This window comes from Candidatus Babeliales bacterium (assembly GCA_035455925.1).
GTDB lineage: Bacteria > Babelota > Babeliae > Babelales > Vermiphilaceae > SOIL31.
Window position 1 is genome coordinate 22503 of sequence record DATIEE010000016.1, and the last position, 18295, is coordinate 40797.

Here is an 18295-nt window from a genome sequence, read left to right on the forward strand (position 1 = left end):
CATAAATTTTGATAATTGGAAATAGATATTCTTAGAGATCCTTAGACAATATATACAAAAGCATCATTAATAAGGGTGGTAGTTTTTCAAAATCATCGTAAACTAAGCAATGTCAATGAGCAACTCAGCAGAAATATGGAGATCGTATGAATAAAAAAATAATTATTTTTCTTGTAATATTCTCATTATATTCATCTTTTAATGGTGCGATACTTATCAAAGGAGATAAAGATGCTTCTGAGGGACATACTTTCTCTTTTAATGTATATCAAAATATTTTTAGTCCTGCAGGAAATTTTTATGAAGGTAGCAATGAAGTTCTTACTACTAATCAAGAATTTTCTCTTTCTAGGCTATTACGAGGAACGAATGCATTTATGCCTCTTATCCCTGAAATAGTAACCTTAAATGGATCTAGTGATGTGGCAAATCCACTTTTTGGTGATAAAATAATCGCGCTTGGTATGTTAGAAACTGAAGACGGATTTTCTGTTCGAGACATGCCAGTTGTAGTTGGTTCACATAATGAATCTACTGTATACCTTCTGGAGAATATCAATAAATTTAACGGTACGATAATGGCTTCATCTAACAATACTCGTGACGCGCTTGGCAGCATATCTCGTGGTATTGTTAACCTTACCACCAACACTACGAGTCATGTGTTTGCTGCTGTAAAGCCCCATATAGGTGAATTTGGTGATCTTAATAGTGGCATCGCTCTTCTGATCCGAGGAACAATTAATAGTTCTGACGCAAAAAATGCTTCAGCAATTAGAATTTTCAGTCAAGTTAATGCTAATACCGGTGCTATTGTTCCTCCACAAGCATTACAACTTGATCCAACATCGCCGGCACTTTTTATTGATACTATCCTTGCAAGTATTACACAAAATAAAATCGCTATGCACTGGGACAATTCATTAGAATCTCTTTTTGTTGGATTAAATGTTACGGCAAATAGTGGAATCACTGATGGCGCTCGTGCCGTTGCTATTGTAAAATTCACAGAAAATGGTGGCATAACTTTACAAGAAATTGCTCCCGACACCGTTTTTTCACCCGGAAATAGGAATAATATTATTGGTGCTCGTGAGGCAGATGTACACGTATCTATCAATAGACTTAATTCTATGTATACAAGTACCGCGCTGAATTACCTCATTACCGTTGGTAGTGTTGGAGATGCGGCTACGGTAAACAATATAGTTTCTGCATTGCCACTTGTTAATACAGGACAATCAAAAAGTATGATTGCACAAAAAAATGCTCTACCAGTGAATATTTTTAAAAATTCTTCTGTGCCTCGTCTAATTGGACGTACTATTAGCGAACCTGCTACTACTCCTGAAGAAATGACGCAATTGACTGATAGTGCAGCACAAGTTGGTGGTGGACCTCTTTTAGCAGGACCTATTAGTAATATTATTGTTCGTGATGACACAGTATTTGCTTTTGTTGGTGAAAATACTCCTGGTGTATATTCATCGCAAGCAATTTTTGATCCTTCAGGCAAAATAAATTCATGGACATTATGGCAACGTGCTGCAGGAACGACCGATACTATTTTTGGTGCAGCGCTTAATGCATTTGATGGCAATTTTATTTTAGCATCAGGTTTAACTGCACAAACCGTTAACACACTACAAAAAACAATATGGTCTGACGGCTCTGCTGAAAGTTTACAGCCTCTTACAGCTATTTTAAATACAACATTTGCTCTTGATAATGGTGGTATACAAGGATTACAAACTTTTTTACCAATTACCCCAGGTTTAAATAAAATTGCTGTTTTGGCAGCTGGCGGCATTGGAACTATTGCGCTTGCACAAACAGGAATAGCAAACAGTAATGATATTATTATTCCAACAGTTGGAGCTGATTTTAATAACGTTGCTGAATTTAACAACGGCATTATTACCACAGATGTTACTGCAACAACAGTAATTATTTCTGGTGGTGAATTAACTAATATTGGACCAATTACCGCACTAGAAATCGCAGCAACTACAACTAATGGTTGGCTATTTGTTGGAGGATCGAATGGCCTTGCAATTTTAGCTAATTCTGATGGAACAGGATGGGATCCTACAACAAATTTAGGTAATAATTTTAGTGGATTGCACAATGGAATGAGCTTTAAAATCATTGGTAATTATAATTTTGTAAAAAAACTTATATATGATGATAATTTTTTATACGTTATTGCGCACAACACTGTTGATCGAATTAACCTCATTACCTCTGATTTCAGCTCTAATAATCTTGATGTCACTACCATTGCATCAAATGGCATTAATACTATTGCTCAAACAGGCGGCTTTCTTGATGGTATTTTCTCTCAAGCAAGTGGTATTATTGCAACAACTAATGGATTATTTCGAATTGGTAACAATAAGGATGTACGTATAATAATTAGTGAATCGGACGCACATTGGACACCGCTACCAATTGGTGAAAGTGCAGGCGCACCGACCTCATTATATGCAGTGACGCAAACTAATCGCGCACAAGATATTACAAGAGGAAATGGTGGTTATTTTTATGTTCTTACTGCTAATGTTGGTATTGACCAATCACGTATTAACAGATTTACAGTACAACCACTTTCTTCTACTGATGTGATGACTGCAACAACTATACAACCATTTGATGATATATTTGTACAAAACATTCCTTCTTTTTTACTTTCATTCGGAGAATTTAGAAGTAATTTTGCAACGGATGGAGCTCTCTATTTTGCCACACGTAATCAAAATAATATTATTTCGCCAATAGCGCTTATTACACCATCATTTCCGGTCCCGCGTGTTGGAGTTGGTAATGTTGGTGATCGTAGTGTACCGGTACAAATAAATTTTCAACAAGGAACCGAAATAAATGCATTTTTACGCAGTCAAGCTTCAGGAAGCTGGATTGCAGCAGGAAATTTTAATACACAAGTACTTGAATAGTAAAATATCATAACATTTTTTAGAAATAACGTAGGATGCTGCAATGACGTGCAGAAAAAAAATAACACTTTCACTCATTCTTATATCATTTACTTGCTCTAACAATACTATAAAATCAATGAATATTGTTAATACATTGTGGCCATATGATACATTAATTCGACCAACATTTAACAATCAACGTTCGTGGCAATTAGCATGGTATTGTGAAGGTGGTTTTCATGACGCTAAAGGATTTAATGATGATGGTGATATAGTTAATCCACTTCGTATTTGGAATAAACAACAAAATTCACTTGCTATGCTTGAAGGCTTTCCTGAAAATAGTCCTATCGCTCAGCTACGTACAGCGCTACTTGATTGCGATAATGGTATTCGTGGCAGATTTAACGTTTGTGGTGACGTGCAAATGAACTTTAATAATTCGTTTGCAGCTCGTTTCTTTTTTGCTAATGATTGGTCTATTGGTCTCTATTTACCCGTGTATCAAATGAAGTTAAAAAATGTTACATTTATTGATCAGACACCAAATCTTGATAATCTAGATAAACTTGTACATACATTACTCACTGATAATTTAGCGCACAATGTACAACAACTTGGATGTCTTGATATAAGCGATTGGAAACGTGATGGCGTTGGCGATCTCACCCTTCTTGTTGAATGGTTTCGTGATTTTTATCAAAATAAACAATTTTTAAAATGCGTACGAGTGAATTGGCGCGTGGGATTAGGCTTTCCAACAGGATTACGTGAAAATATAAACTTATTATTCGCGGTTCCGTTCGGCTATGATGGAGCAGTTTCTATGCCTTTTGGTCTTGGAATTGATCTTACACTGGGAACAAATTTTAAATGCGGTATAGATGTACAATTAACCCAAATTTTTGGCCATACGCGTATACGACGAATAAAAACAGATGTGGAGCAAACAGAACTACTCTTATTACAAACAGCTGCCACATTTAGAGATTATGGTTTAGTGCAACGATTTAATTTGTATGTTGAACTATTTAAGTTTATCAAGGGTTTATCATTCAAGGTGGGATACCAGTTTCTTAAACATGGTGAAGATGAAATTTCATTAAAAACACAGGTATTTTCAAATATTATAGCAAACAGTTCACCGCGATTAGATGAATTCACTATGCATCATGTAATTACTAAATTTACGTATGATTTTGGTGTACATTTACCTGAAGGGCGCACGCGACCTGAATTAGGCTTATTCACTCGTCAGCCATTTAATGGTAAAAATGTTGCTCTTGTGCCCACTATTGGCATAGTACTTTCTGTAGACTTTTAAATAAATTTTTTGAATTTTTATCTTTAATACAAAAAAAAAGCTTGGGACATAAACGTCCCAAGCCTGTCGATTTCTTTTCAAGAATATAATTATACTTTTAACCAATTATTTTTCGATCTTTCTATTTTATTTGCTACCATATCAATAGCAGATGCAACATCATCGAGAATGTTTTTATATGTTTTTGGAACATTTTTTAGTTTTGATCTAAGAGAATGCATTTTATTTAAAACTTCTTTTGCTTGATTAAGTTGCGATGCGGTAATAATATCTTTTGATATAATATCTGATTGAGCAATAATAAAATTCCATTCTTCTATTGCATCATTAAATTCTTTTGCTTCCATGCTACCATCTGGAAATTTTGGTAAAATCATATTCTGCTCATTTTTTCTCATCATACCAGATATGTATCCTTTATTAATTCTTGCACGATTGCCTTGAAAATACCAATTAATTCCATAAGAGATACCAAAGGAAGTACCAACCAATAGACCATTAATTGCGTGTTTTATGGCATTGCTCCACTCTTTCCCCAAAATCCTTTCTTGTTCGAGTATTGCGATTTGTATATCTTTTAATTTATAGTGGAGTTCTCTGAACTGTTTTTGAGCATGACTACGTGTTTCTGTCTGCCCTGGCATTGGACTATCCCAAACCCATCCTTTAATCGTTTTTTCATCTATTTCTGTTCTCTTGCCTTTAATTTGTGTGTCAAGTGCATTTCTGCGGGTTAATAATTCTGATAATGCTATTGCTGCTTGTCGTATTTGTTCTGGAAGATATCCCCTTACTACATCATTACCAAATGTTTTAACATCATTAAGAGCATTAAGTAACTCCTGAGCCGCTATTTTTGCAGATCTAATAGCTTCTTTTTTTTCAACTATCCCTTGAGCTAGTTGAAAATTATGAGCTGTTGTTTTTATTTTGTCACCCAATTCTCGTATCAATTGTTGACCAATTAATGTTGCTTCTGAACTAACATGAATTTTTGTTGGGACAGCATCAACAATAAGTGTTGATAGTGAAATTACCGTTACAAACGCAGTTATATAGACTACCTTTTTCATGAAATATTCCTTTTTTTTACATTAATAACGTAATATTAAACGCGTTGCATTTAATATAGATTAATTTGTTTTAATTTATCAATAAGTTAAAAAAAGTTATATTTTATAATAAAAAAATAGTCATGTATGAACTTTATGAAATCATATATGAAAATAAAACAAATTTAATTTTCATATAAAAATTTGACTGTAAAAATAGTACACTTATGATAAATATAATAGGCCTTTAGAAAAGGAACATATATGTATATTATAAAAAAGATTATTGTCATTATCTGCTTTATTTTTTTATCTACTCAAGCACAATCTGTTTTTATTATTATTCATGGAACATGGGGAGCAGATTGCAGTTGGCATTCACCAAAAGGTGATTTTTTTGATGCTTTAGAAAACGCTGTTTGTCAAAAAAACAGTGCTGTGGTTTCTTTTCGCTGGAGTGGAGGATGTGGGCATGAATCACGCGTAAAAGCTGCAAACAATCTTATAAAACTTATCAAAACATATGCTATTGATACGCCACTCTTTATTATTGCCCATAGCCATGGAGGGACTGTAGCAGTATTAGCATCTCAATTTTTAGCTCAAGAACAAGACAATAAATATAAGATTTGCGCATTATTCACTTTAGGTACACCAATCATGAGTAACTATTTACCTAATATGAATGTTATAGGCTATGTTTATAATCTATTTTCTTTCGAAGATCTTGTCCAAACTGTACTGGGAATTTCCTCTCGAGAATACCCAAAGCATAAAAGAATAGCCAATTTACGCATAATGATTAATGGAAAAGCTCCTGATCATGCTGGCCTACATCATCCGATAGTTGGCAAATGGATTGCATATATCCATCATTATTTTAAAAAATATTTAAATAACCAAAATATTACCAACTACATATCAGAGCCCAGCATAGTCTATTTTAGTGATATCAAGGCTCCTGAATATGCATATGATGAAAAACGAAATGATTTGTTTATAAGGGATCATCAACTTTCGGTACTAATACTTGATTCTTTCCGCAATTCCTTAGAAACCGGATCCAATATACCATTTACAAATTTATAAGCATCTATTTCAGCAAAGCATTTTGCAAGTTCAACGGCTTCATTGATAATAATTCGCTCATCGGTGGGCGTATATTTAATTTCCCAAATAGCAAATAATAAAATTAATTTAGTGCAAACACTAATTCGCTCAATACGCCAATTTGCTAAATAAGGCTCATAAATCTTTTCAAGAACATCTCTATGTTTAATAATTTCATTAGTAATCATAAAAAGTTCCCCGTCCACAGGAATAGAAAGGTCAAATCCTCGATTAAAATTATGTATAATAGATTCTAAAGATTCTTCATAATTAAATGCTTCTGCAGCATATAAAAAATGAAAAATAAGAGAACGAATATCTCGTCGTGATAAATCTTTATATAATTTAGGAGATTGAAAATCTTCCTGCATTATAGCGCCTTCAGCAATAAAAAGTGAACTCATAGCGATACCCCCCACAATAGTATCTTAATCAATAATTTTATTATTTTTTAACTCGTTCCATGTAGCTTTTATCGCGTGTATCTATTTTGACAATATCACCCTCATTAACAAATAAAGGAACTTGAATAACTAATCCTGACTCAAGAGTTGCAGGTTTTGTTGCACCACCCTGAGCTGTATCACCTCTAACTCCTGGCATTGTTTCTTTAACTGTCATTTCCATGAACATTGGTGCAGTTACTGTTATTGGTTTTCCTTCAAAATTGAGAACAGTATACACTTCTTGTTCTTTGAGAAAATCTAATACATCTTCAATTTGTTCTTTATTAAACGACACTTGATCAAAAGTACTTTGATCCATAAAGTGATAGAGCCCACCGTCTGAATAAAGATATTGCATTTCATTATATTCTAAATCTGGTTGATCAAATTTTTCACCAGAGCGAAAGGTATCTTCCCATATAAGCCCTGTTATCATATTTCTCATTTTTGTTTTAACAAAAGCTCCACCTTTTCCTGGTTTTACGTGATGATAATCAAGAATTATGTATGGCGCATTGTTATAAAGGATTTTCATACCTTTTTTGAAATCTGTTGTAGCGATCACTATATCTTCCTTATTGTTTGGGTAATTACTTATATTTTTAGTATAAAAAAAGCCTTTAAAAAAGGCAAATTGACTAATACAACAAAAAATCATTTCAATCTTATTTGATGCGATATCCATCCAATGGTACGCTATAAACGTTAAAAAACATTTTAAAACTTGGAAATCCATTATGTCTTTATATATAACTGATCCACGTATTTATCAGCTTATTGAATCTGAAAAACGCCGCCAGGAAGAAACAATAAACCTTATTGCCTCAGAAAACTACGTATCAGCAGCTGTTATGGAAGCAACAGCTTCAGTATTAACTAACAAATATGCCGAAGGTTATCCAGAAAAACGTTATTATCCTGGCTGTACTGTTATTGATAAAGTTGAATTACTTGCAATCGATCGTTGTAAGCAGTTATTTCATGCAGAACATGCTAATGTACAACCACATTCAGGTTCACAAGCAAATATGGCTGTTTATTTTTCATTGTTAAAGCCGGGCGATACCATTTTAGGCATGAGTTTAAGCTCTGGTGGGCACCTTACCCATGGGCATAATGTAAATTTTTCGGGTACATTGTTTAAAAGTGTGCAATATACAGTATCACCAGAAACAGAACTATTAGATTATAATGCTATTGAACAACTAGCGCACGAACATATGCCCCGACTTATTGTTTCAGGAGCATCAGCATATTCCCGCATCATAGATTTTGAACGCCTTGCTGGTATTGCTAAAGATGTTAACGCTTTATTGCTTGCTGATATAGCACATATTGCTGGATTAGTTGCAGCCGGACTTCATCCAAGTCCCATCAATTACGCAGATTTTACTACAAGTACAACCCATAAAACATTGCGTGGACCTCGTGGGGGACTTATTATGACATCTGCTGCTCATGCAGCTAAAATTGATCGTGCAATTATGCCAGGTATGCAAGGAGGTCCTTTAATGAATACAATTGCTGCAAAAGCTGTAGCATTTAATGAAGCATTACAACCATCATTTATTGACTATCAAAAACAAATTATATCTAATGCCCAAGCAATGGCTGATGAGCTCATTATATTAGGGTATCGCATTGTGGCGGGTGGTACTGATAATCATCTATTTATTGTTGATATACGTTCAAAAAATATTACCGGATTAAAAGCTGAAATTGCTTTAGAAAAAGCTGGCATCACCGTAACGCGTAGTTGTATTCCCTTTGATACAGAAAAACCATGGATTACAAGCGGCATTCGCCTTGGAACTCCTGCAATTACTACACGCGGCATGCACGCAGTTACCGCTCGTCAGATTGCGCATTTAATTGATGATGCAATTCGACACCATGATAATGATGTTGTATTGAATGCAATTAAAGTTAAAGTTCGCGCATTATGTACAGAATTTCCTATTAACTAAAAAAATAAATTAGAAAACTTAGAAAGTGGTCCTGAAATGCATATTCTATAGGCACAAATAGCTACTTTTTTAAACCAACTAAATATCTTTATTTCTATTTTCTGTAGCAATCTGGTGACAATCGTTTGCATATTTTAAAATTAGCTGTACTTTCTTTCTAAGGCTTATGACATTACATAATGTATTGCACAATGATACAAAAATTGTTATAACTTAGTTATATCATTGTATAATATTATTGTTGTCTTGGAGAGAAAAATGCTTAAAAAACTTGTTAAATATGGTAATAGTAATGCATTAATACTAGATCGGGCCATTTTAGAATTACTTAATATTAAAGAAGGTGCAATTGTAAAACTTCATACAGATGGTATATCGCTTATAATAACACCGCACAAACCAGAAGATTCAACAAATTTATGGATGGAAGGACTGGAAAATTTGAACGATAATAAAAATTATCAACAAGTTCAAGCTACAAATAAACCTACTTTACAATCTGATACTGCTATAAATCTTTCAAAAGCCATAGACAGTATTATGAAAAAATATCAAAATGATCTCGATTTACTCACAACAGAATCTTTTCTACATAAATTTCATGCTCTTACCGAAAAATATAAAGGCGATACATCATCGCCTGAATTTATTAAAAACTTTCAAACTCTTCGATTACAGGAGGCACCCAATCTTGCTAAATTTGATAAAGAAATGCAAAATATTTCAGAGCAACATAGTAAAAAAGATCCAGTAAAATATACAAAAATGAAAGAATGGGGGCCCGAAACTGATAATAATAAAAAACTTTCTCAAGCAATAAAAGATATTGCAAAAAAATACACTGAGGATCTTGCAGTATTACAATCTGAAGCTTTTTTATATGACGTTGATTTATTAGTGAAAAAATATAAAGATGATAAGTCCTCACCTGAATTTATGAATGATTTTTTTGCTCTTCGATTGCGGTATACTCCAAATATTATTCATTATGATCAAGAGATACAAAAAGCCTTAAAAGATCTCAACATACCTGATAATTATTAAAGAATAAGAGATTATTCGAAAGTTAATTAAGGATACGTAAACTATCAATTTAACTGGTGTAACTATCTTAAAATTTAGTAAAAAACAGGGGGCTTAAAAGCCCCCGCTTTGCTTTCTTTGTTGTTTTCTCATCTCAACTTCAAATTCTTTTTTAAGATTTTCTTCTATAGTCCACATATTTATTATTTCTTTATCCTCATCAGTTTGTAGGCTTGATGAAAGTTCATCAATTGTCTGATAACCCTTTTTTCTCATACCATGAATAATCTTTTTAAGGGCTGCCTGCCTTTTTTCTTTAGTGTCATCAGAATCAGTACTGCTATCAATTACTTTTTTTTGCTTTTTTTCCAGTAAACGTAGAGCACATTCAAAATCTGTTTCTATAGCTTTTTTATCTGTAAAGATTCTGATAGCAGCTTGTGTTGATCGCTGTTGTGCCAATAGGTAGCTTAACGCAATTTTAGATTTTTCTTCTTCATGAGAACATTCATTCAACAACGTCGCATATTGCGCAAGCGCTTGTGAATTGAGTGTTTTTAATTGATCTATATTAATAGGATGGCGTTGCGCACAAGAAGATGGTTGATATGTATAATGAGCTGCAGACGAGCCTTGTTGAGTATCTTGAGACAGTTCCCTATTACTTGCAATAAGACCATAAAGTATATCTTGTTTGGTGAGAATATTTGTATATTCTTGTTGTTGCGCATGCAATTCTTCATCTCTACGTTTTTTTTCATACTCTCTTTGTTTTTTTTCTGCTTCTTGTTGCTTTTGTAATTTTTCTTCTAATTGTTGAATTGATGTTATGTTTTGTTCAATGATAGTATTTTCTTGTATTTCATGATGTTTATAACATAAAAGAGCATTATAATATTCATCTCTTTTGCTGGAATCAAGTTGCCAAATATCATTGAAATTCTTTATCGGTTCTTGTATAGCTGAGCTCGGCTTATAGATATATCTATATTCAGGATACTTAGTAGATGTTTTTTCTGAGAGTACCCTATCACGGTTTTTATTAACGGCAATAAAGTTTTGTACATTATTATGTAGATCAATAATTTTTCTACATTCTTTTTGCCTATCTTCCATTTTTTGGTTTAAGAACCGTACAATCGCTGGATGATTACCCCATTGTGCATGATTGATTGCGCGAGTAACTTGATCTGTTATAAAATCTTTGTCCTTTATGATTAATTTTACTACATCTAAATGTCCATTACTGACAGCAGATATCAGTGGAATTTCATTTTTATTATTAACATCATCACTCTGTAGTCCCTGTTCCATTAGATATTTTATTTTTTGTGTATCTCCCCTTTTAGCTGCAAGATGGAGTAATGTATCTCTATCATTTGTTCGTAGAGAAAGTGAAGCACCATAGTGCTTATGCAATTTTTTCATTATTTCAATATTTGCCGCATGCGCAATAACAGTAAAACCTTTATTATCCTGTTCATCCACATAAGCACCGTACCTCATATATAAATCAATGTTTGAAACATCTCCTAATTGCGATGCTGTCATCAGTGCCGTTTCTCCATTATTATTTTTTAGACGGATATCAGCCCCATTTTTTAACAATTCTTCAGAAAAGGATAATCGTTTATGTGCTGCTGCTTGATGAAGAGAAGTCTTACCTAAACAATTTTTTTGATTAATCATGTGTGGTTGTTTTACAAATAAACTAAATGCTTCTTTATTATTACTTTCAATCGCCATATGTAAACAATTATTATCTTGTGCATCGTTAATAGTGTTGTCTGCTCCAGACTGTAGCAATTGTTCAATAATCTTTTTTGGGGCAAAATAATGTATAGCAAGATGAAGTACCGTTAATTGTTTATCGTTTTTTTTGTTAATAATCGTTTGATCTAGTAACTCTTTTATGCATTCAAAATGTTTATTCATAATAGCTACTGATAATGGTGAATTATTTCTGTTGGTAAGATCGGTTATTTTTTCTCCGTGTACACGAAGTTTTTGAATGACAACAGAATGTCCATTTGCAGCTGCGTCATGTAAGGGAGTCCAACCGTCTATATCTTTTGTTATAGCAGCATTTTTTTGTAAAAGATAATCAGTAAGTTGCGATAATCCATGCTTAGCTGCTTGATGCAGTAGAGTTCTACCTGCATAATATGATTTATTAATTGGCGAACCTGCATCAACTAATAAAATCGCAAGTTTTTCATGTTTATTTGATATTGCAATATTAAGAGGAAGTTGATCATCATTATTTGGCATAATAAGTGAAGATTTATCTTTTTTTATAAGTAATTCAACATTCATTTTATTGCCACATTCTGCCGCTTTATGAAGTGCAGTATCACCAAAGTTATCAGCAGCTGATATATCAGCTTTATCATTATGCAATATTTTATCAATACCTTTATAATCTCCTCTTTCTGCTGCTCGTATCAATGAAGTTCTTCCTTTATTATCTTTGCTGTTTATATCAGCATCAGGATGCAATGAAATCAAATCAATAAGATCATCTTGATTGTTATCCAAAGCGATAGCAAATGAGCATTTTCCTTCACTATTGCAAAGAGTTATGTCGATTTCTTTTCTATTTAATAAGTAATTCGTTATTTCCACATTATGATCAATTACTGCCTTATGTAATAATGTGTTTTTATTATTGTCTTGCATATTAATATTAAAATTGCTCTGTGGATGTTCAATCAGCAATGCAAGATTCTCAATATTTCTACTTTGGACTGCAATATGACCAACAGTAAAACCACTATTATTCTTTTTATTACTATCACTATTTTTATCTAAAAGAGGAATAATAAACTCTTTTTTGTTTTCTTCAAAAGCATGATGTAAAGCTGTTTTTCCGGATATATCAACTTCATTAATTTTAGCATTATAGTTTAAAAGTGTTATAAAAAGTTCAAGATTATTATGAAGTATACAATCATGAAGAAGAGGCAACTTATTTTTTGAATATATTGCAATATCAGCACCACTATCAATCAGTATACGTGCTATAGCATTATTATCTGCTTGATTGCATTGATCTTGATTATTAATAGCATAGTGCAACGGTGATAAATGATTATCATCTTGTGCATTAATAAATTTTTTATCGGCTGCAAGTTGCTCAATAAGACTAAAATGTTTTTCTTCTATAGCACTATGTAAAATATTTTTTCCCTGATCTTTTTTTGCATAATAATTTTCGGGATTTATTTCACCGATTGTTTTAACGGTAGCACAATCTCCTTTTTTTACTGCCAACAGCAATGGTGTTAATCCCTTATGATTGGTTATTTCCAAGTTTTGCGTAGTAACTTTCGATAATAATACAGCACATGATTGATTTTTACATGAACTAATAGCGCAATGGAGTGGAGTATCTCCACTATTATTTTGCTCATTTCCCGTAGGCAATGTTGGACCACAGGTATAATACCATAACCAACTACATGAATCATAATAATCTGTTATTAATGTGATAATGTCTGCATATCCTTGTTGAGCGGCGATATGTAAAATTGTATCACCATTATCATTTTTGATAGTACAATCTTGTCCATTATCAAGATAATCTTGTACAGCTTGTTTGTTTCCTTCGTATGCATCATGAAATATACGGGGAACCTCTCGTGATATAATAACATTGACACTATAAAGTAATAAACCGAGCAGGACATAATTAATTTTTTGCATGTTTTTTTCTTTTTCGATTGTATAAAATTCTATTTATTATGCAATAGTATAATGTATTGTGTCAGTTTATGTCAAAATACAATCAAGCGTATCTGTAAATGTTATTGCTATCAGATCTTAGGTAAGCGTATGTTAATTATATATAAAAAGGAGTACTAATATGAAAATAAAATTATATAAAAAAATGATTTGTCTTAGTCTTCTTATAACGGGAATTAACATATTTTCTGAAGTTGTGCCTTTTAAGCTTGGCGTTGAAAATATTCCAGTATCTTTATTAAAAAAAGTCTGCCCCCATAAAAAAAAAGATTCATGCATGATTGGCCTAATCACCAATCAAACGGGTGTTGATCAAAAAGGAAAAAGAACAATTGATATTCTTGCTGTTGATCACTATGCCGTGCGATACATTTTTGTTCCCGAACATGGACTAAATGGAACATTAGCTGAGCGCGATGTCCATGATTCTATTGATAAAAAAACAGGTATTTCCATAGTCAGTTTATATGGTAATGGTTCAGGTAAAATGATTACGCCTGAACATATGAATAATATTGATGTAATAATATTTGATATTCAAGATTCTGGTATGCGCCATTATACATATATTTCTACCTTACTTACTACAATGAAAATAGCCGCGGAATACAATAAACCATTTGTTGTTTTGGATCGACCAAATCCATTAGGTGGAATTATGGAAGGTCCACTTGTTGATCCTAATCTTATCTCATTTATTTCCATTGCACCTATTCCATTACGTCATGGAATGACAATTGGTGAATTAGCGTGGTATTTCAATAAACATGTACTAGAAAAACGTGTGTCATTGCATGTGGTAAAAATGAAAGGATATGATCGATCACAAGGTTTTATTGGAAACTTGATACATCAGTTATCACCAAATTTGCAATCATTACAATCATGTTATGGCTATAGCTTTTTAGGATTATTAGGAGAAATAGAACCATTTAATGTTGGCGTTGGAACATCTATGGCATTCCGCTGTATTACCTTACCAGAATCTATGCATGTATCTGATGAAGTATGGAATCGTCTACAAACAATTTTGAATTCATTTAACATTAAAAGTTATCATTATCATTATATTAATAAAAAAAATAAAAAAACTAATAAAGGTTTACGATTAGAATTTTCTGATATAAATAATGTACATGCGTTTGAATTATTTATTGTAATATTACAGTTCTTTAAGAATGAAAAAATATCATTTTCCTTTTCTCGATCATTTGATAAAGCTATTGGCACTACCTCAGTACAAAAACTATTGGATGGCACACTTTCTGAAAAACTATTTTTTAATCATATTCATAAAGATTTACAACGATTTTATAAACATGCTCAAGATTCATTTCTTTATCAACCGTGGCCAACTATTAAAAAGGCAACATATTTTATACAAAAAAGTAAAAAAGCCCAACAACAGGAAATTTCATAAATTGTATAATTGCTTCATGAATATCACGACTAAGAAGTATCATTGCGCTCTTTTGTGCTAATATAGTTGTTAACTACCAGATTAGCACAAAAATAAAGTTAATTAAAAGTAAAAATTTTTATTACGCTTTTAATATCAAGCTGCTTAATAAGTGCAAAGTCCATGATATTGGCGATACTATTATTGTGTTCCAAATCCATGCTATTGGTGAAAATAGTGTTGCCAATAAGCCACCACTAGGCTCCTCTTTCTTTTCTGAGGATGAATTATTGCCACTAAGTTGCTCCTCACTATGCGAATCATAATCTTTTTCGGATCTTTTATTTTCTATGGGTAATTTTGTCGTATTGTCCTTATTATCTATTCCGCTGGCAGATGATAGTGATTCTTTAAATTCCCTACGTTTTATTAGTTGGGCTTCTTCACATAGCAATTTAAGATCCTCTATACTTATACTTAGATAATCTAAAGGATCACTATAAATTACTCGACCTATTGTTTTTTGTAATGATTGATCAAGAGGTAAATCCGGTTGCTCTTTCATTTGTTCTTCTTGTTGTTTTTGTTCCCAAGGTTTTTCATTAAACAATATTTCCCAGGAACTTCGTAATGACTGCAAGCTTACTTCTTTTTGCTCTTGCACCATATCAGAATCTTGCTTAATATAATCTGCAAGATCTTCATAATTAACCCACTCTTTTATTATTTTTCTGTGGTCATCATTAAAATCATTTTCATAATTATTATATGAAATTGCCAAGTCAATTATGCGGCTTATAGTACCATAACGGTTGTTCGAACCCCCTTGTATATTATTGACCAATTCATCTAACTCATTTTTTATATTTAATACCAATAATTGTGGTAGTGTTGCGTCATTGCCTACTTTGATGATTGTTGATTGTATCTGTGGCTCTTGCACCTGTTTTAATTCGTCATAACTCATTAATGTATTTTTAATTTTATTGTCTGCGTCTGTTAATGTAGAATCACCTTGTATGATTTGTTGATAAAGCGAGTCTTTATGTATAATATCTAATGCTGTCATATCGTCATTTTTTAGACAATTCACTGGTAAATCATTAAGAATATTTTGTAATTTTTCGATATTTTCTTTTATTAATTGTGTATTATTTATATCTCTTAGCTTTTCATTAAGTTCATGTATAATTGTCGTGCAATCTTTTAAAAATTGATTAACAAAAAGCTTATCCCATGAATCTTTAAATTTCTTTATTGCTGCATCATTTTTAGGAACAAGAGCTAAAAGCTCTTCATACTTTAGTAACTTTTTTAATTGGGTAATGTTATTTTTATCGTTTTCATCAGGAATAGCACTTTCGATTAAACTTCCATATGCATTCGCTAACGTATTGATATTTCCTATGGTTTTTAGTGATATTTTATATTCAGGATCACTTAAAAAACTAATTAATTTTTTACTTTCTTCTTTAAATGTTTTTTGTTGCACCGGCAAGCTCTGATTCATCATCTCCAATAATTTGGTTAATGATTGTTGAAAGAGAATATTATCGTTTTCATCTTGTAAAAGGACTTTAATCTCATCAGTATCTTTTAAAGCGAGAATAGTAGGTTTCAAACTTAAAAGATTGTTTTTCATTTTATTGTCAATTGAATCATTATGTTTCGCTAAAAAATTAACACAAGATATGAAGTTTTCGAGCAAATCACCTTCATACTGACTATCAGTTTTTATGGTTGTTATAAAATTAATTATACAGTTAAGGTACATATCTGTTCTGTCATTATAATCACTCCAAGGATCTTTTTCAGTAAATGTATACCATGATTGTTCAAATTTTTTTAAATGCATATCGCTAGCTAGAATCGTTATAGCAAATGTAAAAAAAGATTGATTTTTAATTAATTCTTGTATTTTTATTAAATCAGCTTGAGAGGTTTTAGTATAATTTTTTGCTAAATTTCTTATACTATATGTAGCATAATAGAAAGAATTATCAAAAATGTTACGTCGTAAGTTTTCTATATCTGATTTTATGCTTTCTTGTATAGTAAGTTTATTCGTAGCATTTTGTTGCAATGCTTTTTGATTTTCATTTAATTTTAAATTGATATAATCACATGCTGTTTTTAATTTTTCATTATTTGTAGATTTGCTTACTACGTCTTTAATTTTTTGATGATTGTAAAGACTTTGTAGTTGATTGGTACATTCTTTATTTATATCATCACCTTCTGATAATTCACAAAGGGCATTATGTATTTCTATGAAAAAATCAGCTATTATTTCGTCTTCTGATATAGAATTTATACTGTCTAACAATGTAGATATTAGGTTAGAGGCTGTGAATGCATTCTGTGATAATTCTTCTACTTCTGACTCCGCACCACTATTGGATAATTCTTCTGAGGCATTTTCAATTAACTCAACCGCTGTTGCATCATCTTTGTTTGCTGATATATTTTTTATTTCATTAAGAGAATCTATTTTTTTAGAAATCAGTTCAAGGGTTTCTTCATATTGTTTTTCTGTCTCTTTTCCTTTTTCAGTCGTTAGCTCATTTTTCAGAAAAATATATGCTTCTAACCCCATTTTGTATTTATTTAATTTCGATAAAACTTCATCAATATCATCTACGTGACATTCTTTATCTTGTATAATTTTAACTGTTTTCCTTAGGTTTTCTTCTATTATTTTTTTACAGACAAGTTTATTCTTATTAAAATTTTTTTGAACTTCAGCTCTTAATTCTTTATTAGTTTCAGGTATAATATTCAAATATATTTTATAAACCTGTTTATAACTTTGTAACTCTTTTAAAGAAATAATTTCTTTATCTTTTTGCTTCTTTTTTATTAATTTGACTGTTTCAAAATAGTTATCTTTTGCAATATTAAAAGTATTTTCATTAAATGTTTTATTTATAATATTTTTTAATTCTAAATTAATATTCTGCGGAAGATCTTCTAATTTATAAATAATTTTTAGAAATCGACATTGATTTCCATTATCAATAATGGAAGGAGAACAACTTTCCATATCTCTCAATGCATTAGAAAAAGTTTTTCTTTGTTCTTCAAAACCCTCGCGTTCTTTTTCATATTTTTCTTTAATAATACTTATATCATCAATACTTTTTTCTTCTTTACAATCTCTAAAAAACTGTCTTTCATCTTTTTTATTATCAAGCTTATCTTGAAAAGTATTCCACCATAAAAGTTGCAAGATAAATATTTTTGTTTCATTATTCCAACCTTGTTGATTAATATATGTTATTTGACCTTCAGCAT

11 protein-coding genes are annotated in these 18295 nt (G+C 31.7%); 6 read left to right on the forward strand and 5 right to left on the reverse strand.

What is annotated here, in order from left to right:
* Positions 1-146 precede the first annotated feature (146 nt).
* Complete coding sequence (locus tag VLB80_02730; protein ID HSC25109.1) at positions 147-2954, forward strand: hypothetical protein; 2808 nt, start codon at positions 147-149, stop codon at positions 2952-2954.
* Positions 2955-2997: 43 nt separating this feature from the next.
* A complete protein-coding gene (locus VLB80_02735; protein HSC25110.1) occupies positions 2998-4260 on the forward strand; it encodes a hypothetical protein in 1263 nt (420 codons plus the stop codon).
* 89 nt (positions 4261-4349) lie between these two features.
* Here VLB80_02735 and VLB80_02740 read toward each other — a convergent pair whose 3' ends face one another.
* Complete coding sequence (locus VLB80_02740) at positions 4350-5333, reverse strand: hypothetical protein (protein ID HSC25111.1); 984 nt, start codon at positions 5331-5333, stop codon at positions 4350-4352.
* 243 nt (positions 5334-5576) lie between these two features.
* On the opposite strand from VLB80_02740, the gene VLB80_02745 reads away from it, so the two are divergent.
* Positions 5577-6401 (forward strand): alpha/beta hydrolase, encoded by an 825-nt coding sequence (locus tag VLB80_02745; protein ID HSC25112.1) that lies wholly within the window; start codon positions 5577-5579, stop codon positions 6399-6401.
* Here the strand turns inward: VLB80_02745 and nusB are convergent.
* On the reverse strand, positions 6323-6826 hold the full coding sequence (gene nusB / locus VLB80_02750; GenBank protein ID HSC25113.1) for a transcription antitermination factor NusB: 504 nt from the start codon (positions 6824-6826) through the stop codon (positions 6323-6325). The genes VLB80_02745 and nusB overlap by 79 nt on opposite strands.
* Before the next feature lie 40 nt (positions 6827-6866).
* Positions 6867-7433 carry an elongation factor P gene (gene efp, locus VLB80_02755; protein HSC25114.1) on the reverse strand — a complete coding sequence of 189 codons (567 nt, stop codon included), beginning with the start codon at positions 7431-7433 and terminating at the stop codon, positions 6867-6869.
* A gap of 172 nt (positions 7434-7605) precedes the next feature.
* On the opposite strand from efp, the gene glyA reads away from it, so the two are divergent.
* Together glyA and VLB80_02765 are read left to right on the forward strand one after the other, a co-directional pair.
* A complete protein-coding gene (gene glyA, locus VLB80_02760) occupies positions 7606-8835 on the forward strand; it encodes a serine hydroxymethyltransferase (protein ID HSC25115.1) in 1230 nt (409 codons plus the stop codon).
* A gap of 258 nt (positions 8836-9093) precedes the next feature.
* Positions 9094-9879, forward strand: a complete 786-nt coding sequence (locus VLB80_02765) for a hypothetical protein (GenBank protein HSC25116.1) — start codon at positions 9094-9096, stop codon at positions 9877-9879.
* A gap of 93 nt (positions 9880-9972) precedes the next feature.
* Here the strand turns inward: VLB80_02765 and VLB80_02770 are convergent, their stop codons facing one another.
* On the reverse strand, positions 9973-13563 hold the full coding sequence (locus tag VLB80_02770) for an ankyrin repeat domain-containing protein (GenBank protein HSC25117.1): 3591 nt from the start codon (positions 13561-13563) through the stop codon (positions 9973-9975).
* 160 nt (positions 13564-13723) lie between these two features.
* Between VLB80_02770 and VLB80_02775 the strand changes: the two genes are divergently transcribed.
* Positions 13724-15022: a DUF1343 domain-containing protein gene (locus VLB80_02775; GenBank protein ID HSC25118.1), complete on the forward strand. Its 1299-nt coding sequence runs from the start codon at positions 13724-13726 to the stop codon at positions 15020-15022.
* A gap of 121 nt (positions 15023-15143) precedes the next feature.
* Here the strand turns inward: VLB80_02775 and VLB80_02780 are convergent.
* A partial coding sequence (locus VLB80_02780; GenBank protein ID HSC25119.1) for a hypothetical protein occupies positions 15144-18295 on the reverse strand: 3152 nt, incomplete at its 5' end.

Bases quoted from the DNA above. Each gene is read 5' to 3' on its own strand.
- VLB80_02730 (HSC25109.1), top strand. From the start codon at position 147: ATGAATAAAAAAATAATTATTTTTCTTGTAATATTCTCATTATATTCA.
- VLB80_02765 (HSC25116.1), top strand. From the start codon at position 9,094: ATGCTTAAAAAACTTGTTAAATATGGTAATAGTAATGCATTAATACTA.
- glyA (HSC25115.1), top strand. From the start codon at position 7,606: ATGTCTTTATATATAACTGATCCACGTATTTATCAGCTTATTGAATCT.
- VLB80_02735 (HSC25110.1), top strand. From the start codon at position 2,998: ATGACGTGCAGAAAAAAAATAACACTTTCACTCATTCTTATATCATTT.
- VLB80_02740 (HSC25111.1), bottom strand. From the start codon at position 5,333: ATGAAAAAGGTAGTCTATATAACTGCGTTTGTAACGGTAATTTCACTA.
- VLB80_02775 (HSC25118.1), top strand. From the start codon at position 13,724: ATGAAAATAAAATTATATAAAAAAATGATTTGTCTTAGTCTTCTTATA.
- nusB (HSC25113.1), bottom strand. From the start codon at position 6,826: ATGAGTTCACTTTTTATTGCTGAAGGCGCTATAATGCAGGAAGATTTT.
- VLB80_02745 (HSC25112.1), top strand. From the start codon at position 5,577: ATGTATATTATAAAAAAGATTATTGTCATTATCTGCTTTATTTTTTTA.
- VLB80_02770 (HSC25117.1), bottom strand. From the start codon at position 13,563: ATGCAAAAAATTAATTATGTCCTGCTCGGTTTATTACTTTATAGTGTC.